Origin of the sequence: Thiomicrorhabdus sp. 6S3-12 (assembly GCF_017571475.1) — a bacterium.
GTDB lineage: Bacteria > Pseudomonadota > Gammaproteobacteria > Thiomicrospirales > Thiomicrospiraceae > Thiomicrorhabdus.
The window spans coordinates 35443-60106 of the sequence record NZ_JAGETW010000001.1 but is presented as its reverse complement, the minus strand read 5'-3'; the positions used below and the strand labels follow the sequence as shown (position 1 = coordinate 60106).

The 24664-nt window shown below is 49.0% G+C and carries 19 protein-coding genes; 11 read left to right on the top strand and 8 right to left on the bottom strand.

The annotated features are described in order from the left end of the window. Positions 1-149 precede the first annotated feature (149 nt). Together J3999_RS00280 and J3999_RS00275 are read left to right on the top strand one after the other, a co-directional pair. Positions 150-902: a DsbC family protein gene (locus J3999_RS00280; RefSeq protein WP_208125872.1), complete on the top strand. Its 753-nt coding sequence runs from the start codon at positions 150-152 to the stop codon at positions 900-902. A gap of 256 nt (positions 903-1158) precedes the next feature. Next, entirely contained in the window at positions 1159-2142 is a 984-nt protein-coding gene (locus J3999_RS00275) for a DUF4382 domain-containing protein (RefSeq protein ID WP_208125871.1), read from the top strand. Positions 2143-2232: 90 nt separating this feature from the next. On the opposite strand, the gene J3999_RS00270 is transcribed toward J3999_RS00275, so the two are convergent. The 3 genes from J3999_RS00270 to J3999_RS00260 form a co-directional block, all read right to left on the bottom strand. Next, the gene (locus J3999_RS00270; RefSeq protein ID WP_208125870.1) at positions 2233-2967 is read right to left on the bottom strand and encodes a TIGR04211 family SH3 domain-containing protein; all 735 of its coding nucleotides are present in this window, start codon (positions 2965-2967) and stop codon (positions 2233-2235) included. Next, the gene (locus tag J3999_RS00265) at positions 2945-5716 is read right to left on the bottom strand and encodes a valine--tRNA ligase (protein WP_208125868.1); all 2772 of its coding nucleotides are present in this window, start codon (positions 5714-5716) and stop codon (positions 2945-2947) included. The genes J3999_RS00270 and J3999_RS00265 overlap by 23 nt, the downstream gene beginning before the upstream one ends. Positions 5717-5905: 189 nt before the next feature. After that, a complete protein-coding gene (locus J3999_RS00260) occupies positions 5906-6703 on the bottom strand; it encodes a flagellin (RefSeq protein WP_208125859.1) in 798 nt (265 codons plus the stop codon). Positions 6704-6797: 94 nt separating this feature from the next. On the opposite strand from J3999_RS00260, the gene J3999_RS00255 reads away from it, so the two are divergent. After that, positions 6798-7232 carry a hypothetical protein gene (locus J3999_RS00255; RefSeq protein ID WP_208125858.1) on the top strand — a complete coding sequence of 145 codons (435 nt, stop codon included), beginning with the start codon at positions 6798-6800 and terminating at the stop codon, positions 7230-7232. A gap of 30 nt (positions 7233-7262) precedes the next feature. Here J3999_RS00255 and fliL read toward each other — a convergent pair whose 3' ends face one another. From fliL to J3999_RS00240, 3 genes are all read right to left on the bottom strand, one after another. Beyond that, positions 7263-7718 carry a flagellar basal body-associated protein FliL gene (gene fliL, locus J3999_RS00250; RefSeq protein WP_208125857.1) on the bottom strand — a complete coding sequence of 152 codons (456 nt, stop codon included), beginning with the start codon at positions 7716-7718 and terminating at the stop codon, positions 7263-7265. Between the two features lie 200 nt (positions 7719-7918). After that, entirely contained in the window at positions 7919-9166 is a 1248-nt protein-coding gene (locus tag J3999_RS00245; RefSeq protein ID WP_173285787.1) for an ammonium transporter, read from the bottom strand. A 17-nt stretch (positions 9167-9183) separates the two neighbouring features. After that, positions 9184-9522 carry a P-II family nitrogen regulator gene (locus J3999_RS00240; RefSeq protein WP_173285786.1) on the bottom strand — a complete coding sequence of 113 codons (339 nt, stop codon included), beginning with the start codon at positions 9520-9522 and terminating at the stop codon, positions 9184-9186. A gap of 222 nt (positions 9523-9744) precedes the next feature. Here J3999_RS00240 and J3999_RS00235 point away from each other — a divergent pair, with 222 nt between their 5' ends. Both J3999_RS00235 and glnE read left to right on the top strand, forming a co-directional pair. Next, complete coding sequence (locus J3999_RS00235; RefSeq protein ID WP_243755214.1) at positions 9745-10569, top strand: class I SAM-dependent methyltransferase; 825 nt, start codon at positions 9745-9747, stop codon at positions 10567-10569. After that, positions 10566-13304 (top strand): bifunctional [glutamate--ammonia ligase]-adenylyl-L-tyrosine phosphorylase/[glutamate--ammonia-ligase] adenylyltransferase, encoded by a 2739-nt coding sequence (gene glnE, locus J3999_RS00230; protein WP_208125856.1) that lies wholly within the window; start codon positions 10566-10568, stop codon positions 13302-13304. Before J3999_RS00235 ends, glnE begins: the two co-directional genes overlap by 4 nt. 138 nt (positions 13305-13442) lie before the next feature. Here glnE and glnA read toward each other — a convergent pair whose 3' ends face one another. After that, complete coding sequence (gene glnA / locus J3999_RS00225) at positions 13443-14849, bottom strand: type I glutamate--ammonia ligase (RefSeq protein ID WP_208125855.1); 1407 nt, start codon at positions 14847-14849, stop codon at positions 13443-13445. 405 nt (positions 14850-15254) lie between these two features. Here glnA and J3999_RS00220 point away from each other — a divergent pair, with 405 nt between their 5' ends. The 6 genes from J3999_RS00220 (at position 15255) to phoR (ending at position 22859) form a co-directional block, all read left to right on the top strand. Further along, positions 15255-17522 carry an ABC transporter permease subunit gene (locus J3999_RS00220; protein ID WP_208125854.1) on the top strand — a complete coding sequence of 756 codons (2268 nt, stop codon included), beginning with the start codon at positions 15255-15257 and terminating at the stop codon, positions 17520-17522. An 11-nt stretch (positions 17523-17533) separates the two neighbouring features. Beyond that, positions 17534-19171: a phosphate ABC transporter permease PstA gene (gene pstA, locus J3999_RS00215; RefSeq protein WP_208125852.1), complete on the top strand. Its 1638-nt coding sequence runs from the start codon at positions 17534-17536 to the stop codon at positions 19169-19171. An 83-nt stretch (positions 19172-19254) separates the two neighbouring features. After that, positions 19255-20073: a phosphate ABC transporter ATP-binding protein PstB gene (gene pstB, locus J3999_RS00210; protein ID WP_208125849.1), complete on the top strand. Its 819-nt coding sequence runs from the start codon at positions 19255-19257 to the stop codon at positions 20071-20073. Positions 20074-20094: 21 nt separating this feature from the next. Next, positions 20095-20826, top strand: a complete 732-nt coding sequence (gene phoU, locus J3999_RS00205; protein WP_208125847.1) for a phosphate signaling complex protein PhoU — start codon at positions 20095-20097, stop codon at positions 20824-20826. Between the two features lie 30 nt (positions 20827-20856). Beyond that, on the top strand, positions 20857-21561 hold the full coding sequence (phoB, locus tag J3999_RS00200) for a phosphate regulon transcriptional regulator PhoB (protein WP_208125845.1): 705 nt from the start codon (positions 20857-20859) through the stop codon (positions 21559-21561). Between the two features lie 5 nt (positions 21562-21566). Further along, positions 21567-22859 (top strand): phosphate regulon sensor histidine kinase PhoR, encoded by a 1293-nt coding sequence (gene phoR / locus J3999_RS00195; protein ID WP_208125842.1) that lies wholly within the window; start codon positions 21567-21569, stop codon positions 22857-22859. Between the two features lie 135 nt (positions 22860-22994). Here phoR and J3999_RS00190 read toward each other — a convergent pair whose 3' ends face one another. Beyond that, positions 22995-24566 (bottom strand): inorganic phosphate transporter, encoded by a 1572-nt coding sequence (locus J3999_RS00190; protein WP_173285771.1) that lies wholly within the window; start codon positions 24564-24566, stop codon positions 22995-22997. Positions 24567-24664: the final 98 nt, after the last annotated feature.

Sequence of the window (24664 nt, the reverse complement as noted above, 5' to 3'; positions counted from 1 at the left end):
AACTCCTTAATAATTTAACGGTTTTTAAAGGTTTTGCGCGACTCTTTAACTTAAAAATTGATTTGAGCGTGGTATATTGATGTGCACTTTTTCGGGCGTTCTCGTTTGACCGGCCCAAGTGAATTTATCAACCTCAGGGATGCAACACAGTGAATTTTGCGAAAAAACTTTTGGGTGGGCTTGTTCTTGGCTCTGTAATGCTTTCGGCTTATGCTCAAACGCCGGCTGATCAGCCGGATCAGGCACATGATTTCTCGGCTATTCAGAAACAGCTGCAAACGATGATTCCGGGGTTGGATCATTTTGATATCCAGCCGACCGGCATCAAGGGGCTTTATCAGGTGATTTTGGGTGTAGATGTTGTTTATATGAGCGAGGACGGCCAATTTCTGGTGCAGGGAGATCTGATTGATCTGCAAAATAAGGTAAACCTGACACGACAGGTTAGCATGCAGCAGCGGATTAAGGCTTTGGCGGGAATTCCCGAAGCGTCAATGTGGATTTATCCGGGTGACGAAAAGGCTCAGCGCAAAGCGACGATTACTGTGTTTACCGATATTCACTGTCCTTACTGCCGGAAATTGCATTTGGAGGTGCCTGAGTTGAATAAGGCTGGTGTGACCGTTCGTTATCTGGCTTATCCGCGAGCGGGGGCTGCCTCGCAATCCTACACGGATGCGGTTTCCGTCTGGTGTGCGGATAAACCGCTGGAGGCGTTGGATCAGGTGATGAAGGGGCAGAAAGTAGCTGAAAAGCAGTGCGATAATCCGATCAAGCAACATATGCAGCTGGCCCAGTTCTTTCAGGTGAACGGAACCCCGAATATCTTGGTGGACGACGGCCGGCTGATTCCCGGCTATGTTCCGGCCAAAGAGCTGATTAAAGAAATTTTTACAAAATAACCGTCGCGCCTTGTTTGTATGCGCTTTCAATAATTAAAGCACCTTTTCAGGTGCTTTTTTTGTTCTTAGAAAAGGTGCGTATTGCCGTTATTGAGTTGAGATAATAGACTGACTTCCGGTAAGGGTATAATAAAAATGATAACTAATATTTACTCTATCGCGGGTAACAAAGGATTTGTTATTCTTTTTTAAAGCCAGTTAGAAAAATTAACTTGCCCTTAAGTACAGTGCCTGAAAAAGGCCGAGGAGGAAAACAATGACAAATATATCTCATATTAAGACGGCGAAAAAATTACTGCTAGCCAGTCTGCTGCCGGCTATGATGCTAACGGGCTGCGGAGGCGGGGATTCAAGCTCTGGAACGGGTACCCTTTCATTAAGCCTGACGGATGCACCTATAGATGATGCGAAAGAAGTAACAGTCGCCTTTACCGGTGTTGCTATTCGACAGGATTTAGATGACGAGTCTTCGTGGATTGAATTTGATTTTGCACAAGAGCAGAGCATCAACCTTCTGGACCTGCAAGGTTCTCAAAGAGTCTCATTGCTGACGGGTGAAGATCTTCCGGCAGGGACTTATTCGGAAATTCGTTTGGATATCAACGAAGCCAACTCTTATATTGTTCTTAATGATGGTCAGGACACTACGGATCAGTTAGATGTTCCGAGTGGTTCTACTTCGGGTTTGAAAGTTAAAGGAACCCTTGTCGTACCGGAAAGTGGCGATGCGGCTTTCACCATCGATTTTGATGTGCGCAAGTCGATCGTTGCCCAAGGAAATGGTGACTATAAACTTAAACCGGTTTTGCGTATCGAGCAGGATAATACGATCGGACATATTTCAGGTACGGTAGCGCCAGAGTTATTGACCAGTGGTGCCAGCTGGACCTGTTCCGATGAAGATCCTGATACTTATAACTCGGCTTATGTTTATGCCGGTACAGATGTCACTCCTGTTGATATCAGTGGCAGTGTAGATGATCCGGTCACAACGGCTCTGGTCGCCTATAACCCTGATACGCAAGCTTATGAGTTTGAAGTAGGCTACTTGTCTGAAGGACCTTATACAGTCGCCTTTACCTGTAATGCCGATCAGGATTTGGTTGAGAGTGCTGAGACAATCGAGTTTAACTCGCAAGTTAATGCCGCTGTTGTCGCAGGTCAAACAACGACAGTCACTCTTGAAGCTCCTGTCGAGCCGGCTCCGGAACCCGCTCCAGAGCCTGCACCTGCACCATAAAACGATCAGCGCTCTTGTTGTGCTGTAAATAAAAAAATCCCGCCATGGCGGGATTTTTTATTTCCTAAGGAAAGTATAAGGTGTTAAACCTTAAATTTCCCCCCAGCGTTTACGTTTGGTAGGCATGCGGAAGAAGCGTCCAAGAAGCAAACCGAGTAGGAGAACGCCTCCACCAGTCAGGAACCATTGGCGCTTAATAGCATCTTCGGATTGGTCGATCTGTTCGCGCATAATCGCATTCTGGCTTTCGACCTCGTTCAGTCGAACTTTCATCGCCTTATTTTCTTCATCCATAGCCACGGCGTTACTGGAGATGGATTTAAGGTGTTCAAGTTCCTGACTTTGTTCGAACTTTTCCTGCTTGATGGTGCTCAGTTCGTTACTGGCCGCTTCAAAACGTTCTTTAAGCGTGTTCAGTTCCAACGTTAATGTATTGAATTTCTCTTCGACTTTATTGGTCTTTTCAATCTGCTCCTGCAGTCGGATTTTGGCAATCGGCTGGTTTTGCAGCATGCTCGACGGCATCCAGCCGGTATGGGTTTTTGAACCTTTGCTGTACTGGACATTGGCCCAGCCGTCGTTATTGACTTCAAGGATCTTAACCGGAGTACCGGATTTCAGCATCTGCGAGATCTTGTATTTGTAACCCGCACCGCGACGCACCGGAACATCAATCGAATCGGTGACATAATTGGTGTAGCCACTTACCGCCGCCTGAACAGGAGTACTGTGGGTGCTCAGTAAAAACGATGCACCCAATAGTGTCGCCAAGGCAAGCGGCTTGGCGTGGGAAAAGACGGAATTAGAGTTTAGAGATTTTTTCATACTGTCCCTCTAGATTGGTTAGGGCGGTTTCACTGTCGGCCAGTTTTTCACGTTCTTTGGCAACGACCGCTTCCGGTGCTTTAGCGACAAAACTTTCGTTATTCAATTTGCCGCTTAGACGTTTGATCTCACCTTGCAGTTTCTTGATCTCTTTGTCAAGGCGTGCCAGTTCGGCATCCTTGTCGATCAGGCCGGCCATTGGGATTAATACCTTCATTTCGCCAACCAGAGCAACTGCGGATTCCGGAGCTTCGGCTTCATTGTCCAGAACAGTGATGTTTTCAAGTTTTGCCAGGGTTTGCAAGAACAGCTGGTTATTGTTTAGCCAACTCTGGTCTTGAGCGTTCAGGCCTGCCAATAGCACCGGTAGCGGCTTGCTTGGTGCGATATCCATCTCGGAGCGGATCTTGCGCACACCGACGATGAATTGTTTTACCCATTCCAGCTCAGCCATAGCGCCGGCGTCGATTTTATTTTCATCGGCCTGAGGGTAGGGCTGAGTCATAATGGTATTGCCGTCCTTGCCAGCAAGAGGCGCAACCGCCTGCCACGCTTCTTCAGTAATAAACGGCATAACCGGGTGCATTAGACGAAGTAGGGCTTCCAGTACACGAACCAGTGTTTTACGGGTACCGCGTTTCGCTTCATTTGAAGAGTCTTTGTTTAGAATCGGCTTCGCAAGCTCCAGATACCAGTCGCAGTATTCATTCCAGGTGAATTCGTATAGCGCGTTGGCTGCCAAGTCAAAGCGGTAGCTGTCGAAATGCTTCTGAACTTCCGCTTCAACCTGTTGCAGACGAGATGTAATCCAGCGGTCAGCCAGAGAAAGTTCGCAAGGCTGCGATTCATCAACGCCGGTATCGAAACCTTCGGTATTCATCAGCACGTAACGGGTTGCGTTCCATAGTTTGTTACAGAAGTTGCGGTAACCTTCGGCACGCTGTAGATCGAAACGGATATCGCGACCGGTTGATGCCAGAGAGGCAAACGTAAAGCGAATGGCATCAGTACCGTAAGGCTCGATGCCGTCCGGGAATTGGCGGCGGGTCGCTTTTTCGATTTTCGCCGCTTTTTCCGGTTGCATCATACCGTAGGTGCGTTTGCCGACCAGTGATTCAAGGTCGATACCGTCGATCAGGTCGATAGGATCCAGTACGTTACCTTTAGACTTGGACATTTTCTGACCTTCGCCGTCACGAACCAGACCGTGTACATAAACCTGTTTGAATGGAACCTGACCGGTGAATTTCAGACCCATCATAATCATACGGGCCACCCAGAAGAAGATGATGTCGAACCCGGTAACCAATACAGACGTCGGATGGAAAGTTTCCAGTTCAGGTGTTTTTTCCGGCCAGCCAAGTGTCGAGAAGGTCCAAAGCGCTGATGAGAACCAGGTATCCAGAACGTCATCATCCTGCTTCAGTTCAATCTCAGCTGAGATGTTGTATTTTTCACGCACTTCGTTTTCGGTACGGCCAACATAAACCTTACCGTCAGCATCGTACCAGGCCGGGATTCGGTGTCCCCACCAGATTTGGCGCGAAATACACCAGTCCTGGATATTGTTCATCCATTCGAAATAGGTGTTTTCCCAGTTTTTAGGTACAAACTCGATATCGCCGTTTTTGACCGCATCAATCGCTGGTTTTGCCAAAGATTCAACCGCCACATACCACTGGTCGGTCAGGAATGGTTCGATAACCGAGTGCGAACGGTCGCCGCGTGGAACCATTAGTGTATGCGGTTTAATGCTATCCAGCAGGCCTAGTTCGTCCAGGTCGGCAACGATGGTTTTACGTGCTTCAAAACGATCCATGCCACGGTATTTTTCCGGCGCTTCGTCGTTGATCGCCGCATCCACGGTTAGGATGTTCAGCATTGGCAGGTTATGGCGTTTCCCCATTTCGTAGTCATTAAAATCGTGCGCCGGTGTGATTTTCACACAACCGGTTCCGAATTCCATATCGACATAATCATCGGCGATAATCGGAATTTCGCGACCGACCAGTGGCAGGGTAATGGTTTTACCAACCAGATCTTTATAACGTTCGTCTTCCGGGTGAACCGCAACGGCCTGGTCTCCGAGCATGGTTTCCGGACGCGTGGTGGCCACAGTCAGATGCCCGGAACCGTCGGTCAGCGGATAGTTAAAGTGCCACAGGTTACCTTGTTCTTCTTCAGAGATAACTTCAAGGTCGGAAACTGCGGTGTGCAGAACCGGATCCCAGTTGACCAGTCGCTTGCCGCGGTAGATCAGGTCTTCTTCGTACAGGCGAACGAAAACTTCTTTAACCGCCTCGGAAAGACCGTCATCCATAGTGAAACGCTCACGACTCCAGTCTGGAGAGGCGCCCATGCGGCGAAGCTGTTTGGTGATGGTGCCGCCGGATTCTTCTTTCCATTCCCAGATTTTTTCGATGAATTTTTCGCGACCAACGTCATGGCGGCTTAGGCCTTCGGCGGCCAAGCGTCGTTCAACAACCATTTGCGTGGCGATGCCGGCGTGGTCTGTCCCCGGTTGCCATAGGGTGTTTTTACCGCGCATACGGTTAAAGCGGATTAAGGTATCCATAATGGTGTCTTGGAAAGCGTGACCCATATGCAGAGAACCGGTGACGTTCGGCGGCGGAATCATAATGCAGTACGGGTCTGCGGAATCTTGGTAGCTCGGTTTGAAATAACCTTGGTTTTCCCAAGTCTGATACCACTTGGTTTCAATTGCGTTAGGGTCGAAATGCTTATCCATGGAACTCTTAATCAACTCATTAAAATATTGTGAAAAATAATCGTGAGATTATAGCAATCCAGCATAGGCTTGTCATAGCTAAGTCAGTAAATCGTTGTTTGTTGCTTCCAGAAGGGGAAGAATGTTCGAGGCAAAAATAAAGCGACTTGCGCCGCTTTAATTATCTGTCAATGGAGAGAGACGGAGAGCTTAACTGTTCAGCAGTTGCAGGACGGAAGCCTGTTGTTGGTTGCTTTGCGCCTGCATGGTGATGCGCGCATCCAGTAGCATGTTTTGTCTTGCCTGATCGGTTGAAGCCTGAGCCATATTGGTGTCGTTAATTCGACTGCGCGCTGCTTGAGCACTTTCGTTTTGTGTCTGGAGGTTGTTATAAGACGTCATCAAGCCCTGTTGCTGCGCACCGAATCCACTTCGAGTCAGGCTGAGCGATTCCATTGCGCTGCTCAAACCGTCGAGAACAGTCGAAGCGTTGGCCGGGTTGTCGATTGACAGTCCGGATAGCCCTAGACCGTTGGTCGTCAAGTCGGGAAGGTTCAGGCTTGTGCTTGTGTCGCCCATAGCAATGTCAATGGAACCGGTGCTACCGTTCAGCAGGTTTTGCTGGTTGAAACTGGTGTTTTGGGCGACTTCGTTGATGCCGGCGAGATTCTGCTGGAACTCCTGATCAAGCATGCTTCTCTGCGAAACGCTCATGGTGCCGTTCAATGCCTGTACCGTCAGTTCGGTCATGCGCTGCAAGCGTTCGGCGATCGTTGCGCTGGCTCCGTCCGCGGTCTGCAAAAGAGACATGCCGTCCAGAGTGTTGCGACCGGCAATATCCTGAGTAGAAATCTGAGTACTGAGTGCGGTAACAATCGCCTGACCACTGGCATTGTCTGCCGATTGATTGATTTGCGATCCGCTGGTCATGGATTGATTGGTACGGCTGATTTCATTGTTCAGCGCGTATGACGGTATATTTAAGACATTGTAACCGTTAATAGCCATGATATGATCTCCGCAAAACTGAATTCCTTATAGAATAAGTTTACGCTTTTTAGCGATCATATTAAAGAAATTATCGAATAGGAGCCCGGGTAAAATGTCTTGTTGTTCAGGAGGTTACTGTCAGTTTAAGTTTCCGGAAGGGCCGCCGATTGTGGATGATCCGGTCAGTAACCTGCAAGCAAAATATCAGTTTCTTCCATATGGCACCCTGCTGCAACAGGGGGAGGTCGTTCGTATCTGGATGGAGTCCGGCAAGACCAAAACCGTGGTCATTGATCGTAAGATTCCGCTTCAGGTTTTACCCGGCGAGCTGAAACCGACTGCTTCGGATGAGGTTATCCCTTGGCAGTTGGTTGCGCACGACAGCGGCGTGGACTATGAAGAGCTGATTAATTGGTATCGGCACCCGTTGCACAATCCAAGCGAAACGCCTGTACTGATGGTGTACGGGCATCTGGTTGAGAAAAAACTGACGTTGAAAGAGCGCTGGTTGAGCTTTCTCTATAAAATGCGCAATCTCGGGCGTTAACCGACAAAGTTTTTCAGAGCCTTGTTTGGCTTATTGCATTACAAAGCGTTCCAGATAGACGTCTTCCAGCAGTCCCGGATACAGATTGTGTTTTTCCAGAATCGAACGGGCGGTATTCAACAACTCTTCGCGCAGTTGATCCGGGCCGTCTGGGGTTTTCAGGTCGCTGTACGTCTGGCCTCGCAGAACACGATCCACGTCGTTTTTCAATATCGGGCGCAGGTGTTCCATCTCAACTTCTACCAGTTGCGGATAATAGGACATGAATTTCAAATCTACGGCAAGGAACTTCGCTTTGCCTTCTCCGCGAAAGTTCACCACATTTTTCTCCATCGAAAAATACTTGGGAATTTTTTCTTCCGGCGCATCGAACTGTTTGTATTTAGGTGAGTAACTGAGTGTTTCCTGTTCTTCGGCATTTGCAGGAAGGGCGGTCGGCACGCTGAGCAGTGTCGCAATTAGGAGTGTGAGTAGCTTTCGATTCATTGCAGGTTCCTGGTTGGTTCTGGCAATTTAGATTTTACCCGTAACCGTTGCGGAAGCCTGAGTATTGAAAAGGCAAACGGTGTTTAAGTTGTCCGTTATCAAAAAAGCCTGTTTTTATCAGGCATAAAAAAACCCCGCCGAAGCGGGGTGAAACGTTACCGAGGAGTTTGGTAAGGTTCTTTTAGTGGTAAGCTTGCGAATTACTTGGTGAATTCTGGATAAGCTTCCATACCACATTCTGATTGGTCAGCACCTTCGTACTCGTCTTCTTCAGAGATACGGATGCCCATGACCGCTTTGATAATCGCCCAGACGATCAAGCTTGTGATGAATACCCATGCAAAGATTACTGCGATACCAGTAAGCTGAGCAACAAGTGAAGCGTCAGAGTTAGTGAAAGTTACTGCGATCAGACCGAAGATACCGACAACACCGTGAACTGAGATCGCACCAACTGGATCATCGATTTTGAAGGTACGGTCAACGATCAGGATTGAGAACACTACGATGATACCGCCTGCGAAACCGATCAGGGTTGCAGATAGAGCGCTAGGTGTCAAAGGTTCAGCTGTGATTGCAACTAGACCAGCAAGAGCACCGTTTAGCATCATAGTCAGATCCGCTTTACCGAACTTGATCTTAGACATAACCAGGGCACCGATAACACCACCGGCAGCAGCCATTAGCGTGTTAACAAAGATCATTGCAACTGCGTTCGCTTCGTCAACGTTAGAGATTTTAAGCTCTGAACCACCGTTGAAACCGAACCAACCCAACCAAAGGATGAAAGTACCTAGAGTTGCAAGAGGCAGGTTTGCACCAGGGATAGCGCGAGACTCGCCTTCAGCAGAGTATTTACCTTTACGGGCACCTAGTAGGATAACACCTGCTAGAGCTGCAGAAGCACCAGCCATGTGAACAACACCAGAACCTGCGAAGTCAAGGAATCCTAGACCGTCAAGGAAACCGCCGCCCCATTTCCAGAAACCTTGCATTGGGTAGATGAAGGCAGTGAAAACGATTGCGAAAGTGAAGAACGCCATCAGTTTCATACGCTCAGCAACCGCACCAGAGACTACTGACATTGCTGTTGCAACGAAAACAACCTGGAAGAAGAAGTCTGACATACCTGAGTAATAAGGAGCGTCATCGCCACCGGCAATAACATCTGCAACCGCATTGTCACCACCTAGAAGGAAGCTGATGCCAGGGAAGAAGCTTGATACTGCTTCACCAGGGTACATGATGTTGTAACCAACCAGCATATACATAATACAGGCGATAGCAAAAAGCCCGACGTTTTTAGCAAGAATTTCCGTTGTGTTTTTGGCGCGGACCATACCGGCTTCCAGCATGGCAAAACCAGCTGCCATCCACATAACGAGTGCCCCAGACATTAAGAAATAAAATGTGTCGAGGGCATAACTGAGTTGTAATACTTGTTCCATTGTTTTTCCCCTATCTTTTACAGTGCAATATCGCCGGATTCTTCAGTACGGATACGGATCGCCTGTTCAAGCGGCATAACGAAAATTTTTCCGTCGCCGATTTTCCCGGTTTTGGCTGATTCACTTACCGCTTCGATCACGCCTTCGACTTGATCGTCTGCGACCGCGATTTCAACGCGTAGCTTTGGTAAGAATTCAATCGCATACTCGGCGCCGCGATAGATTTCAGTGTGGCCTTTTTGGCGGCCAAAACCTTTAGACTCGGTAACGGTCATCCCGTGAACATCAATGTTATGCAGGGCTTCACGTACGTCATCGAGTTTAAAAGGTTTGATAATTGCAACAACCAGTTTCATACTAACCTCTCTGATGTATTTGAATGTAAAGTTCGAATTTCAATAAACATTTAACGTGCCATAGTTTCAAAAATTCCTTTCATATCAATTAGATAATTAGTTTTTTGGGTTTTTTTTTGAAAATTGTCCGATTTTATGTCGATGAATTGTTTTTGTATGGTGCAATTGTGTTTGTAATTGGTGCAAAAGGGGTGTTTTTGTTTGGTGCAGAAGGAAAGTTTGTTGCATTTGTTTAACAGGGTGCCGAGGATTTTTCTTGCTTTTGCCGCCCAGTTGTTGGCGTTGGTTTTTTTGGCGTTGGCGGTATTGGTGGCGACACATTTTATCGAACCGCCCTATGAGGATTGGATGCTGCTTACCGGGCAGGCGGCTTTAGCCGTGTTTTTTAGTCGCCTGTTCGGCCTTCCTCGCTGGTGGGTGTGGATTCAATTACTGTTTCCTTATCTGTTATATCTTGCCGTATTAAGCGGTATCAATCCATGGTTTGGCTTGCTCCTGGCGTTGATGGTCTGGCTGCTGTTCAAGAACGCCTTTACGGAAAGTGTTCCTTTGTACTTGAGTAATAAAACCGCGCGACAGGCCCTGGCTCTGTTGGCTAGAGAAGCTGAGCTTACGCGCTTTATCGATTTGGGGTGTGGTTTCGGTGCGAACGTCGCTTTTATGTCAAAACAGCCGGAGATCAAGGTTTCTGACGGTGTAGAGACGGCACTGCTTTCGGTGCTTTTAGCCAAGTTGCGAGTGGCCGTGTCGGGTGGCACCGTTTTGGCGCAAGATATCTGGAAGACGGACCTTTCCAAGTATGATTTTGTGTATGCTTTTCTCTCTCCTCAACCGATGCCGCGCCTGTGGGAAAAGTTGCTCAGCGAGCTGCCGAGCGAAGCGGTTTTTGTCAGCAACAGCTTTGCGGTTCCCGGTGTGGAGCCGAGTGAAATCTGGTCATTAGATGACCGGCGTCAAACACAATTTTATATCTATAAGATGTCTGGCTTTAAAATGGGGAGCCAGAGTAATCAAGGAACAGCCGGAATCAAAGGTGAAGTTGAATGAAATATGATTTAGCGCAGGTCCAAAAGTGGAGTCCGTTTATCGAACGGAATTTACGTCGCTATCCGGAGCTGTTGGAAGTGCGGCCGTGGGAAAAAGCTCTTGAGCAGGGGGCTTTGTATCGTCAGGTGTATGAAAATGTTGTTGCCAGTGGCGACGAGGCGACTTTGAAACAGCGTCTGCGGCTGGAGCGCAATCAGATGATGGCTCGCATTGCAGTGCGTGATTTAAGTGGCCTGGCGGCTCTCGAGGAATCGATGCGTGAAGTGTCCGATTTGGCGGATGCTTTGGTAAATGCAGCCTTGGATTGGCATTACGCTAAATTGTCCGAACGCTATGGTCTGCCGATAGGGGAAGAATCCGGTGAACCGCAGAAAATGCTGGTAATCGGTATGGGCAAGCTGGGCGGTCAGGAGCTGAACTTCTCATCCGACATTGATTTGATTTTTGCTTATCCTGAGCGTGGCGAGACTAACGGTGCGCGAAAAGTTTCGAATGAGGAGTTTTTTGTGCGTCTTGGTCAGGCGATGAATAAATCTCTGGTTGAAGTGACGGATGACGGCTTTGTTTACCGTGTTGATATGCGCCTGCGTCCTTTTGGTGATTCGGGCACTCTGGCGGTCAGTTTTGCGGCTTTGGAGCATTACTATGAAGTGCACGGGCGCGCCTGGGAGCGTTATGCTTTGGTCAAGGCGCGGGTGATGGCTGGAGAGTCGGAGCAGGCTGCCGAGTTGTTTGAAGTTTTGCGTCCGTTTGTCTATCGCCGTTATGTCGATTTTACCGCCATGGACTCTCTACGCGATCTTAAGCGCATGATTCGCGATCAGGTCAATAAAAAGGGGATGCTGGATAATATCAAACTCGGTCCCGGCGGTATTCGCGAGGTAGAGTTTATTGTGCAGGCGTTCCAGTTGGTGCATGGCGGTCGCGATCGTGCTCTGCAGGGGCGTCAGCTTCTGCCGATGCTGGCGTTGTTGGAAGAACGTGGGTTTTTTGATGCGGAAGTCGCCGAAAAACTGCGTCAGGCGTACAGCTTTTTGCGCCGGGCCGAGAACCGTTTGCAAATGTGGAATGACATGCAGACGCATGATTTACCTCAAAATCCGGAGCAGCAGCAATCTTTGGCTGAATCAATGGGTTTTGCCTCCTATGAGCGCTTTATTGATGCTTTGAGCGATCATCGTCAGTTTGTTCAGGATCAGTTCTCCCAAGTGTTTGCCGAGCAGGATGTAGTCGGTGAGCGCGATTCGATGGATCAGCTTTGGCAGAGCGAGCTAGATGAGTCTGAGATGCTTGCCGAGTTTGACTTGTCAGAAGGGCGTAGGGCGGAAGTGCTTTCTTTGCTTAAGGGCTTGAAAAGCTCCAGAACTTTGCAGATGTTGAGTAAAGATGGCCGGGACCGTCTGGATGTGGTTATGCCGCTGTTATTGCATGAAGCTCTGAAGCCTGAATATGACGAGGTGGCGCTCGGACGTGCCCTGGCGGTCATTGAAGCGATTGCGCGCCGCAGTGTCTATCTGGTGTTGTTGAAGGAGAATCCTCAGGCGCTTAAGAATCTGTTGCAGTTATGTCATGTCAGCGCCTGGTTGAGTGATATGTTGGTCAAGTATCCGGCGTTGTTGGATCAGTTGATCGACGAGCGCAGTCTTTATGCACCATTGGATGCCGAATCCTTGGTGAAGGAAGCCTGGATGCTGATGGAGCAGTGTGACCTTGATGAAGAACGTTTTATGCAGGATTTGCGTCAGTGGCGCCATGCTCAGGTATTCAAAGTTGCCGCTGCGGATGTGACCGGCAATGTTCATATTATGAAGGTCAGCGATTATTTGACCTGGATTGCTGAAGCGGTGCTCAAGGTCACGGTCGAATTTGCCTGGCGCCTAATGAAGCACAAAAGCGGGCTGCCTGGTGGACTGGGTGAGTCAGATCCTAATCCGATGCTGGTTCTGGGTTACGGAAAATTGGGCGGAATCGAACTTGGCTACGGATCGGATCTGGATGTTGTGATGCTTTATCATGGTGTGGATCCGGGGGCTCAATCGGTTTCGCCGAGCGGTCGGCCGCTGGATAATTCTCTGTATTTTGTGCGCATGGGGCAAAAAGTGGTTTCACTGATTACCACGCTGATGCCGGCCGGCGTTCTCTATGAATTGGATACTCGTCTACGTCCGAATGGTGCTTCGGGAATGATGGTCGTCAGTTTTGAGGAGTTCTGTAACTATATCGAGAATAAAGCCTGGACATGGGAACATCAGGCTCTGGTCAGAGTGCGCGCGGTAGCTGGCAGTGACGAGGCTGTACAGAGCTTTAACGGCTTTAAACAGGGGTTTATTGCTCGAGGGCGCCAATTGTCCAAATTGCGCGAAGAAGTGGTGGAAATGCGTCAGAAGATGCAGGACTCGCTGGATAAGTCGAATCAAGATGTGTTTGATCTTAAGCAGGGGCGTGGCGGGATTGTTGATATTGAATTCATGATGCAGTATCTGGTGCTCGGCTATGCCTGTCAGTATCCGGATCTGACGGAATTTAGCGATAATATGCGGATTCTGGAAAAGGTTGCTGAGCATCAGTTGCTTGAGACCGGGCAGGTTGAAGCTCTGATGGAGGCTTATCAAGTGTATCGTTCCAAATATCACCGTCTTTCATTGCAGAACGAGAAAGCGATGGTGCCGAATAGTTGTTATCCGCAACAGCGTGAAAATGTCGCTGCAATCTGGCAGCAGTTAATGGTTGATTGAGTGAATGGATGGACGCTTGAGTTGCGTTTAAAGTTCAGTTCTTGTCGGCGGAAATAAAAAAGCCTCGAAAATTTCGAGGCTTTTTTTGTTTCTGCCTGTTTGTTAAGGGCAGGCAGAAGGCGAGCTGTATCCGAAGGATTAGCTTGAGTAGTACATGTCAAACTCGATTGGGTGAGTTGTCGCGCGAAGGCGAGTAACGTCTTCCATTTTCAGTTTGATGTAAGAATCAATGGCTTCATCAGTGAATACACCGCCGGCAGTCAAGAAGTCACGGTCTTTGTCCAGTGCGTCCAGAGCTTCTTCCAGAGATGCACATAGAGACTCGTAACCTGCTTCTTCTTCAGGCTCAAGGTCATATAGATCTTTTTCTGAAGGCGCGCCTGGATCGATCTTGTTCATGATACCGTCAAGACCAGCCATCAGACATGCTGAGAACGCTAGGTATGGGTTTGCTGTTGGATCAGGGAAACGTAGTTCTACGCGACGAGATCTTTCTGAAGGCGCGTATGGGATACGGATCGAAGCAGAACGGTTTGAACCAGAGTAAGCGATAAGAATTGGTGCTTCAAAGCCTGGAACCAGACGCTTGTACGAGTTTGTACCAGGGTTACAGAACGCATTCAGTGCGCGTGCGTGCTTCATCAGACCACCAAGATACCAAAGAGCTTCTTGAGAAAGACCTGAGTAGATGTCACCTGCAAAGATGTTTTTACCGTCTTTAGATAGTGACTGGTTAATGTGCATACCGGTACCGTTATCACCAACAATCGGCTTAGGCATGAATGTTGCCGTTTTACCAAGTGCCTGACAGGTGTTGTGAACCGCATATTTAAGAATCTGAACTTCGTCCGCTTTTGCTGTCAAAGTGTTACCTGCAACCGCAAGCTCACATTGACCTGCACCAGCCACTTCGTGGTGGTGAGCTTCAAGTTTAAGGCCCATTGCTTCAGACATTGCGCAGATGTCCGCACGAACTTCATGTAGCTGGTCAACAGGAGGAACCGGGAAGTAACCGCCTTTAACGCGTGGACGGTGAGCTAGGTTTCCGCCTTCGACAACGCGTTCGGCTTCCCAAGTCGATTCACCTGCATTGATTTTAACAAATGAACCGGACATGTCCGCACCCCAGCGAACATCGTCAAAAATGAAGAATTCTGGTTCCGGACCGAAGAATGCAGTGTCCGCAATACCGGTTGATTTAAGGTAAGCTTCTGCTTTCTTGGCAATACCACGAGGATCTTTTTCGTAAGCTTCCATTGTTGATGGTTCTACGATCATCATGCGAATAACGATTGTCGGATCGTTGGTGAACGGGTCCATGTAGTAACCGTCAGTCTGAGGCATAAGGATCATGTCTGACTGGTTGATGCCTTTCCAGCCCTGAATAGAGGAGCCGTCGAAAGTTTCACCGTCAGTAAAGAAGTCTTCGTCTACACGAGAAGCAGGAATGGTTACGTGCTGTTCTTTACCATGGGTATCGGTAAAGCGCAGATCCGCCCATTTAACGTCGTTTTCTTTGATTAAGTCTAAGATTGCTTGTGGCATTGTTAATAATCCTATATGACTGGGTTATTTGAAATAAAAAACAGAATTGATGTTAGCTGGAATCGTGCCAGATTGCACCTTTTTTTTCTTTATGCACTAAATGGTTGATTTGATTGTGGATTGAATTGCCCGGATTCTTCCAAAGATGGACACTCTTGTGAAGTGTTGTTTTAATTTGGGTCAATTGGCGTTTAAATGTGGTGCAAAATGCTGTTTTTTTAATGTGACAGTTATGTTACAAAAACATGAAAAAGGGCGCAAAATGTTATTTGAATGTCACATTCAATCTCTAGTATTCAGGCTTAAGTTATATAGGTAGAAAAACAGAATTCAGGTGATGACAGTTTTTGCTGTTTACCGTCTGTGATTACACCAATAAATATTAGTTTGGATAGGTTAAACATTATGAGTCATTCCGTAGATAATGCCTTGGATAAAGCGCTCTCTGGGCCAGCTTTTGAAAAGCGTATCAAACGTCGTAATCTTCGCGATTACCTTTCGAAAATCGGTATCTCTGTCGGTGGTTTAGGCATTATCGGTGCTGTGATGCTGATTATGTTCTTCCTTTTCTATGTGGTTCTGCCATTGTTTGTGCCGGCGCATATAGAAAAGCATCAGACATTTGCTTTGCCGGGCGGTGCGAATGAGACCACTTTGTATTACGGTGTTGATGAATATCAGACTTCCGGTCTCAGATTTACCCAGTCCGGGAATGCCTACGGTTTTGACTTGGTTAAAGGGGGCGCGACTTCGCAAGAAATGCTGCCCCTGAATGGAGCACAGATCACCAGCTTTACCGTTGTGAATGAGTTGAAAAGCATTATAGCTTTCGGGCTTTCAACAGGTGAAATCCTGGTTGCGCAATACGGCTATTCCGTTACCTATCCGAATAATGTCAAAACCATTACCCCAAAAGTAACCTATCCATTTGGGGAAGAGCCGATCAAATTGGCCGATGGCGTAATTGAGCATCTTGCGGTACGTGAATCCGATTCTGAAGTACGTATTGTTTATCAGATTAAAGATTCCGCCGAAATCAAAGTCATGCTTTTCAGTAAGGTTGAATCCATGCTGTCGGACAGTGTTCAGCTGGAAGAGGATACAGACGGTTCACTGATGGCTTCGCTGCCGACCCAGTGGCTTCTACTCGACAGCCTGGGGCGTAATTTATACAACATCGATGCGGATGGAAAAGTCGAGTACATCGATTTGAGTGACGTCAGTACGCCGCAGGTTATCGAGCAGGTCGAACTGCTGCAGGATGATAAACCAAGCGTCGTTCGCTTCCTGCTGGGCGATTATTCGATTATGGTCGGAACCGAGAAAGGGAAGGTCTATCAATGGTTCCCGGTTCGTCAGGCGGATAACAGTTTCAAACTTCAGCGTATCCGCGAGTTCGATGTCAGCCAATCGGCGATCACCTCGATCGGTATCGAAAAAGCGCGTAAAGGTTTTGCGGTGACGGATGCCGACGGTCAGTTCCACCTGCTGCACTCGACGGCCCATCGTTATTTGGGAACCGAGCAGGCGGCGGACGTCTCTCTGACTCGCGTCGTTATGGCTCCGCGCGCTAACGGCGCATTGGTCGAGACGGCTAAGGGCGACCTTGTTCATTATATGATCGAGAACGAACACCCGGACGTTTCGCTTGAAAGTCTGTGGGGTAAGGTCTGGTATGAAGGTTATGAAGAGCCGTCTTATACGTGGCAGTCATCATCGGCCAGCTCGGATTTTGAGCCGAAGTTTTCCTTGATGCCGCTTACCTGGGGCACGATCAAAGCCGCGCTGTATTCAATGCTGTTTGCCGTGCCGATTGCGATTCTGGCGGCGATCTACACTGCATTCTTTATGGATCGCCAGACCCGTCAATGGGTCAAGCCTTCGGTGGAAATGATCGAGGCCTTGCCGACAGTTATTCTCGGGTTCCTGGCCGGTCTGTGGTTGGCTCCGCATATGGAAGCGAATCTTCCCGGGTTCTTTGCGATATTTGTCGTCTTACCGTTGGGTATTATTCTGTTTGGCTATGGTTGGACCAAACTGCCGAAAGCGATTCGCCAGAAAGTACCGGTCGGTCGTCGAGCGGTATTGATGATCCCGGTCATTATCTTCCTTGGCTGGTTTGCGCTGCAGTTGAGCTCGCCGCTGGAGAACGCTTTCTTCAACGGTGATATGCGTCACTGGTTAACCTATTCTGCGGGCATCGATTTTGATCAGCGTAACGCGATGGTAATCGGTTTTGCTATGGGGTTCGCGTTGATTCCGACGATTTTCTCGGTTGCTGAAGATGCGATTTATAACGTGCCTTCCTATTTGGTCAACGGTTCTTTGGCGCTGGGTGCTTCCGGCTGGCAGACTCTGGTCGGTGTCGTGATCCCGACCGCATCCCCGGGGATTTTCTCGGCGATCATGCTTGGCTTCGGTCGTGGTGTCGGTGAGACGATGATCGTACTGATGGCTTCGGGTAACACGCCGCTGATGAACGCCAACCTGTTTGAAGGGATGCGTACGCTATCTGCGAACCTGGCGGTTGAAATGCCGGAAGCGGAGGTGGCCAGTTCGCATTATCGCGTCTTGTTCCTGTCCGGACTGGTTCTGTTTATCTTTACTTTCTTCTTTAACACGCTTGCCGAAGTGGTTCGCCAGCGTATGCGCCGCAAGTACGGTTCACTATAAGGATTTTCATAATGAGAGAATGGTTCAAAAAAGGCGAACACTGGATCTGGATGAGCTCCGCTATGGTGGCGTTGAGCGTCGTGCTGGTATTCGGGTTGTTTTCAATGATCACCTATAAGGGGCTGGTGCATTTCTGGCCGCATGAGGTGTATGAATATCAGTTGCAAAACGGAAAAGAGATCGAGCGAGTTGTCGGTGAGTTGCGCGACAGCAAAATGAAAGAGGTTTCTGCCGGAGAAGGTCAGGCCCCTCAGGAAATTCCTCAGCTTCTGATCAAGGTCGGTAACCGTGATCTGTATGGTATTGATTTTCGTTGGTTAAGCAGTGACGAACTGGTCAGCGACGAGCCGAAAATTGCTCAGGATGCGGTGGTCATCGAGCGCTATGAGTACGGTAATGTTTATGGCTGGTATCAGAGCCTGAAAGTCGCGGACGAAACCTTCAGCGGTTCGGACTTGCAGGCAGCGCTTGCCAAACAGGTTGCAGAGGGCAAACGCCTGCATGACGAGATCAAGTCGATCGAAAAGGGCGATATCGGTTTGATCAATTATAAAATCGAACAACTGCGACTTGAAGAAAAACGTCTGCAAGCCGACGGCGACTGGACAGATGCAAAAGCGCAGCTTATGAAAGATGAACGCGCGGCCTTGGATCAGCAGTTCCGCGAGTACCAGGCACAGACGCAAGAGCTTTATCAGCTGCAGAAAACACTGGGTGAATTGACGATGACCGTCAGTGGCGGTCAGACGCTGAATGTTCCGGTGAAAAATATCGTTGAATACTGGCAGCCGAACGAAATGAATCTGGCCGATAAGCTGGGCTTCTTTTTCCACGGTATCAAGCGTTTCCTGACCGAGGATCCGCGTGAAGCCAATACCGAAGGCGGTATTTTCCCGGCGATGATCGGTACCATTACGATGGTGTTGATTATGACCATTCTGGTTACGCCTATGGGTGTGGTCGCAGCGGTTTATATGCGTGAATACGCCAAAGACGGCCCGGTTCTGCGTATGGTGCGAATCTCGATTAACAACTTGGCGGGGGTTCCTTCGATCGTATTCGGTATTTTCGGTCTTGGTTTCTTTGTCTATATCCTGGGGGGCTCGATTGACGAGCTGTTCTACGGTTATGCTTTGCCGAGTCCGACTTTCGGAACGCCGGGTCTGCTGTGGGCTTCACTGACTATGGCGCTGTTGACGCTTCCGGTGGTGATCGTTTCGACTGAAGAAGGACTTTCCCGAATCCCGCGTGCGTTGCGTGAGGGCGGATTGGCGCTGGGGGCAACCAAGATTGAGGTGATCAGCAAGATTGTTCTTCCGATGGCGCTTCCGGCGATTATGACCGGTCTGATTCTGGCGGTTGCGCGTGCGGCCGGTGAGGTTGCGCCGCTGATGCTGGTCGGTGTGGTGAAGCTGGCTCCGGAACTGCCGGTTGATACCATTGCGCCGTTTGTGCATCTGGACCGTAAATTTATGCACCTGGGTTTCCATATTTATGATGTCGGCTTCCAAAGCCCGAACGTCGAAGCGTCTCAGCCCTTGGTTTACGCCACTTCGCTATTGCTGGTGCTGATTATTGTCGGTTTGAACTTAGGGGCGATTTCAATTCGTAACCGCCTGCGTGAGAAATATAAGGCACTGGATAATTAAGCCAATTCAGTGGGTAAATTGAGCATATTTAAAGTAAATACAGATTTAAATTTGCCAACGGAGTTGGCTAGAAGGGTTAAATTATGAGTGAAAATAACGTCAGCATTACAATGGATCGCGACAGCCGTAATCTTCGTTTGGAGGACGAAAAGGTTGCGATTGAAGTCAATGACTGGAACCTGTACTACGGTAATAAGCAGGCATTATCCAATGTATCGATGAAATTGCCGGAAAACCGCGTAACCGCATTTATCGGCCCTTCCGGGTGCGGTAAGTCAACCTTGTTGCGCTGTTTTAACCGCATGAACGATCTGATCGATATTGTCCGTGTGGAAGGGGAAATGACTCTGCATGGCGACGATATGTATGCCAAAGGGATGGATGTTGCCGCTTTGCGCCGTCGTGTCGGTATGGTGTTCCAGAAGCCGAATCCTTTTCCGAAGTCGATCTATGAGAACGTCTGTTACGGTTTACGTCTGCAGGGTATTAAAGATAAGCGCGTGCTGGATGAAAGCGTCGAGTGGGCGCTTAAGGGTGCCGGATTGTGGGAAGAGGTCAAGGATCGCCTGAATGATAATGCACTGGGGATGTCCGGTGGTCAGCAGCAGCGTCTGTGTATCGCCCGCGCGATCGCGATCAAGCCGGAAGTTCTGCTTCTGGACGAACCGACTTCGGCGCTGGATCCGATTTCAACGCTGGCGATTGAAGAGCTGATTTTCGAGCTGAAGAAAGATTTTACTATTCTGATCGTTACCCACAATATGCAACAGGCGGCTCGTGTGTCGGATTACACGGCCTTTATGTATATGGGCGAACTGATTGAATATACTGATACGGATACACTGTTTACCAATCCGCAGGTGAAGCGTACCGAAGATTACATTACCGGCCGTTACGGTTAATTTTAGCGGGAGGAGAAACCTATGAATCGTGATGAATTTAACAAGCATATTTCAGAGCAGATGAACCGCAATATTGAAGCTCTGTTTAATGAAGTTCTGGAAATGGGCGGCCTGGTTGAACAGCAGCTGGCGGATTTGAATCGTGCATTGGAAAGCAACGATGTTGAATTGGCGAAAGATGCCATTAAACAGGATGAAAACATTAACCGTGGCGAGATGGAGATCGATCGTCTCTGCTCGACGGTTCTGGCTCGACAGCAGCCGACCGCGTCTGATTTACGACTGATTGTAATGGCGATTCGCATTGCTATGGATCTGGAGCGTATGGGCGACGAAGCGGTTAAAATTGCTAAAATGGCGCTGGAACAATGTACTATTGGTGGTGACTGTACCACTATGCCGGCTTATAATTTTCTGCGCCAGCTGATGCTGGCAAGCAGCCAGATGATCAAGACCGCATTGAATGGCTTCTCTCGTTTGGACACGTCCGATGTGATGTCGATCTATCACGAAGAGGAGCGTATGGATGAAGTTTTGAATCAGGCGGTTGAGTCGATCAAAAGTGAATTGCTTGTTTCCGACAGTGCCGATAAGGTCGATTTGCAGTTGCGTATGCTGATGGCCGTTCGTGCCGCCGAGCGTATTACCGATCATGCCTTGAATATTGGTGAAAGCGTCGCTTATCTGGTTAAGGGTCAGGATATACGAAATCTTGACGAAGAGGCGATGGCGAAACTTTTGTCTCAAAAATAGAGACGTTATATTACTGTTTGGAGAAGAGGTTTGAGTCAAAAAACTATTCTCATCGTCGAAGATGAAGCCGCAATTCGCGATATGCTTAAATTTACTTTAAGTTCGTCGGGCTTTTGGGTAGAAGAAGCGGACAATGCTGAGCAAGGTATGCGCCTGGCTTTGGACAAAACGCCGGATTTGATTCTGTTGGATTGGATGTTGCCGGGGATTTCCGGAGTCACCATGGCGCAGAAACTGCGTCAGAATGAACAGACGCGCGATATGCCGATTATCATGCTGACTGCACGGGGCGAGGAAGAAGCTCAGGTTCAGGGATTTGATGCCGGAGTGGATGATTATGTCGTCAAACCTTTCTCTCCGCGTGCCTTGGTTGCGCGTGTGAACGCTATTCTCCGCCGCCAGCATGGTGCTGTCGGTGCGAACGACGGGCAGCAGATTATTGCCGGTCGTATGTGTATGGATATTGAAAGTCACCGTTTCTATGTCGATGGCGAAGAACTTAAGTTGGGGCCGACCGAATTTAAGTTGATTAACTTTTTTATGTCGCATGCGAACCGGGTGTTTTCTCGAACTCAGTTGCTAGATCAGGTCTGGGGACTGAATGTCGTGGTCGAAGAGCGTACCGTCGATGTGCATATTCGTCGCCTGCGCAAGCTTCTGGAGCCCGTCGGAGTCGATAATTACATTCAGACCATTCGTGGTTCGGGATATCGTTTTTCAGTTGTTGAGGAATAAGCTGATTGTTATCAAGTGGAATTAAACGCGAGCTGACCTGGGTTATCGGGGCGCTCTGGCTCGCTTTCGGCTTTGCCTGGCTGACCGGCTGGTGGTATTTAACCTCAGCCGGTTTTGTCGTTTTGTATATCGGTCGTCATTTATGGAGCGTCCGGCGTTTCGAAAAATGGATTCAAGGCACCAGTATCGATGCGCATCCGCCGTTGACCGGCTTGTGGAGCGAAGTCTCCTACCAGGTTTCGAAGAAGCAGCGCGCTCTGGAAAAACATGCGGATCTGAACTTCTATAAATCCGAGCAGTTCAAGGCGGCTTCGATGTTACTGCCCTCGGCGGTGGTTTCGATCGACCAGAATCACTATATCGAATGGCTTAACGAGCCTGCAACGCGAATGCTTGGACTGCTTCGCCAGGATGTCGGGCGCCGGATTGAAGCGATTCTTCGCCAGCCGGATTTTCTCGAATATCTGAAATCCGGCGACTACCGTCGGGCCATTACTCTGACCCTGGATCAGTCGCGGATTTTTGAAGTCAAGATCATCAATTATTTTGAAAATCACCGTTTGTTGATCGCTACGGATATTACCGAGCTCTATCAGTTGGCGCAGATTCGCCGTGATTTTGTGGCGAATGCTTCGCATGAATTGCGCACGCCTTTGACCGTATTACACGGTTATCTGGAGTTGTTAACCGATATGCCGCACGACCCGCAGTGGGATACACCTTTAGAACATATGAGTAATCAGACCGTTCGGATGCGTGCAATCATCGAGGATCTTTTGACGCTTTCTTCAATCGAAGCGGGATCGATTAATGCCAAACAGGAAGAAGTCGATGTGCCGAAAATTCTCGAGCAGCTAAAAGCCGAAGTCGATCAGTTGGCGTCGGCCGGACATAAGCTGAAATTCGAAATTACTCCGGGGTTGATGATAAAAGGTATGCCGGAGCCGTTGAAAAGCGTATTTATGAATCTGCTGTCAAATGCGATCCGCTACTCGCCGGATGGCGGGGAGGTAAGCGTGCGCTGGTATGTCGATGACGAGGGTGCGCACTTCAGTGTCTCCGATCAGGGGTTGGGGATTTCTCCGGAACATATTCCACGTCTGACCGAGCGTTTTTACCGTGTTGATAAAGACCGCTCGCGGGTGACCGGTGGTACAGGGCTGGGATTGGCGATTGTTAAGCATGTTCTGGATAAGCACGACTCTCACCTGGAGGTGAGCAGTATGCCGGGTGTTGGCAGTACTTTCGGTTGCAGTTTTGCACTTAATCGGGTGATTCAGGGGCAGAAGGATGCCTGACGAAATCTGCCTGAGAGTCTGGTGCAGCCGCCAGAGGCATCACCAGGGGTGTTGAAACTCCGGCAGGAATCATCAACAGACAAAATAAAACCCGCATTAAGCGGGTTTTATTTTATCCGGTCGAAATCATTTGTCTTACGGCAGCATCATTCCGCGGATAGCAAAGAAAAGGAAAGCGGCCAGCAGGGCAGAGGCCGGAACGGTAATCACCCAAGCGGCAACGATTTTCAAAAAGGCCGAGCGTTTAACCAACTCTTTCTGATATACCTTGTTCAGCGATTTGCGTTCTTTTTTGCTTAATTCAACTTCAGCTTTCTTCTCTTTTAATTGAGCCAGCATCACCTTTTTCTCCGGAACCGAAGCTTTAGAGAAGCGGTTGATGAATTCGTTGACTTCCTGCTCATCTTCACCCTGATGGTGATCCTTGATCTCCTGAATCGCTTTGGCATAGCTGCGCTTCAGATATTCACGCAGGAAACCGACACCGAAAATGGCACCAACGGCGATGTGCGTCGAACTTACCGGTAATCCGAGCTGGGAGGCAACGATTACGGTAATGGCGGCCGCCATAGCGATCGAAAAGGCTCGCATCTGATCCAGTTCAGTGATCTCCGATCCGACGGTACGGATCAGTTTCGGGCCGAAAAGCATTAGTCCCAGTGAGATCCCCAAGGCACCGATTACCATGACCCATAGAGGGATTTCGGCTTTGGTGGAGACTTCGTGACTTTGCAGGGCATCGTTGATCGCCGCCAGCGGACCGACCGCGTTAGCGACGTCGTTGGCGCCGTGCGCAAAGCTCAGTAGAGCTGCGGCAAAGATCAACGGCATGGTGAACAACTGGTTAATGCTTGCTTTGCTGCTGTCGAGGAATCTGGCCTGACGGGCGATCATCGGTTTAACCATCAGGTAGACGACACTGGCGATGGCAAGGCCGATAAGCAGGGCGGTGATAAAGTCGGTTTTCCAGACCTTTTTCAGACCTTTTAAAATCAGGTAGGTTGAAAATGCCCAGGCCATGATCGCGATTAAAATCGGCACCACCCTTTTGGCGGCCTCGAGCATGTCTTCTTTATAGGTAATGGATTTTTTTATCCACATAAGGAAGGCCGCGGCGATCAAGCCGCCGATAACCGGGGAAATCACCCAGCTGGCGGCGATGGCACTCATTTGATCCCAGTTGGCGATATTCCAACCGGCGGCTGCAATCCCCGCACCGAGAACACCGCCGACAATCGAGTGGGTGGTAGAAACCGGAGCGCCGAGCGCGGTTGCCAGGTTTAGCCAGACGGCTCCGGCAAGCAGTGCGGACATCATTAGCCAGATAAAGGTATCGGCGTCACCGATCAATGCCGGGTCGATAATGCCTTTTTTAATGGTGCTGACGACATCCCCGCCGGCAATCAACGCGCCCGCCGATTCGAAAATCGCGGCGATAATGATTGCTCCGGTCAATGTCAGCGCTTTCGAGCCGACGGCCGGGCCGACATTGTTGGCGACGTCATTGGCACCGATATTCAATGCCATATATCCGCCGATCATGGCGGCAATGACCAGTTCGGTGCTGACCGTACCGGTTCCGATTTGCATGTTTGAGGTGAAAAGAATGATTAAGACGATAAAGAGCATCGCCGTTCCGAAACGGAACATCTCTTTTCGGCTTTTGGTTGTGGCGTTTTCCAAGTCATGTATATCGCGAAAATCCATAAGGCCTTCCGATTTTTTATGTGTTTATCAGTCTGGGGAATTGTATAGAATTTTTCTTCCAATTAAGAAGAAATGTTACAGAAAATTGAAGCTGAATA

Excerpts from the sequence above, each read along its gene's own strand:
- J3999_RS00275 (WP_208125871.1), top strand. The coding sequence starts at position 1,159 with ATGACAAATATATCTCATATTAAGACGGCGAAAAAATTACTGCTAGCC.
- J3999_RS00270 (WP_208125870.1), bottom strand. The coding sequence starts at position 2,967 with ATGAAAAAATCTCTAAACTCTAATTCCGTCTTTTCCCACGCCAAGCCG.
- J3999_RS00265 (WP_208125868.1), bottom strand. The coding sequence starts at position 5,716 with ATGGATAAGCATTTCGACCCTAACGCAATTGAAACCAAGTGGTATCAG.
- J3999_RS00260 (WP_208125859.1), bottom strand. The coding sequence starts at position 6,703 with ATGGCTATTAACGGTTACAATGTCTTAAATATACCGTCATACGCGCTG.
- J3999_RS00255 (WP_208125858.1), top strand. The coding sequence starts at position 6,798 with ATGTCTTGTTGTTCAGGAGGTTACTGTCAGTTTAAGTTTCCGGAAGGG.
- fliL (WP_208125857.1), bottom strand. The coding sequence starts at position 7,718 with ATGAATCGAAAGCTACTCACACTCCTAATTGCGACACTGCTCAGCGTG.
- J3999_RS00245 (WP_173285787.1), bottom strand. The coding sequence starts at position 9,166 with ATGGAACAAGTATTACAACTCAGTTATGCCCTCGACACATTTTATTTC.
- J3999_RS00240 (WP_173285786.1), bottom strand. The coding sequence starts at position 9,522 with ATGAAACTGGTTGTTGCAATTATCAAACCTTTTAAACTCGATGACGTA.
- glnE (WP_208125856.1), top strand. The coding sequence starts at position 10,566 with ATGAAATATGATTTAGCGCAGGTCCAAAAGTGGAGTCCGTTTATCGAA.
- glnA (WP_208125855.1), bottom strand. The coding sequence starts at position 14,849 with ATGCCACAAGCAATCTTAGACTTAATCAAAGAAAACGACGTTAAATGG.
- J3999_RS00220 (WP_208125854.1), top strand. The coding sequence starts at position 15,255 with ATGAGTCATTCCGTAGATAATGCCTTGGATAAAGCGCTCTCTGGGCCA.
- pstA (WP_208125852.1), top strand. The coding sequence starts at position 17,534 with ATGAGAGAATGGTTCAAAAAAGGCGAACACTGGATCTGGATGAGCTCC.
- pstB (WP_208125849.1), top strand. The coding sequence starts at position 19,255 with ATGAGTGAAAATAACGTCAGCATTACAATGGATCGCGACAGCCGTAAT.
- phoU (WP_208125847.1), top strand. The coding sequence starts at position 20,095 with ATGAATCGTGATGAATTTAACAAGCATATTTCAGAGCAGATGAACCGC.
- J3999_RS00190 (WP_173285771.1), bottom strand. The coding sequence starts at position 24,566 with ATGGATTTTCGCGATATACATGACTTGGAAAACGCCACAACCAAAAGC.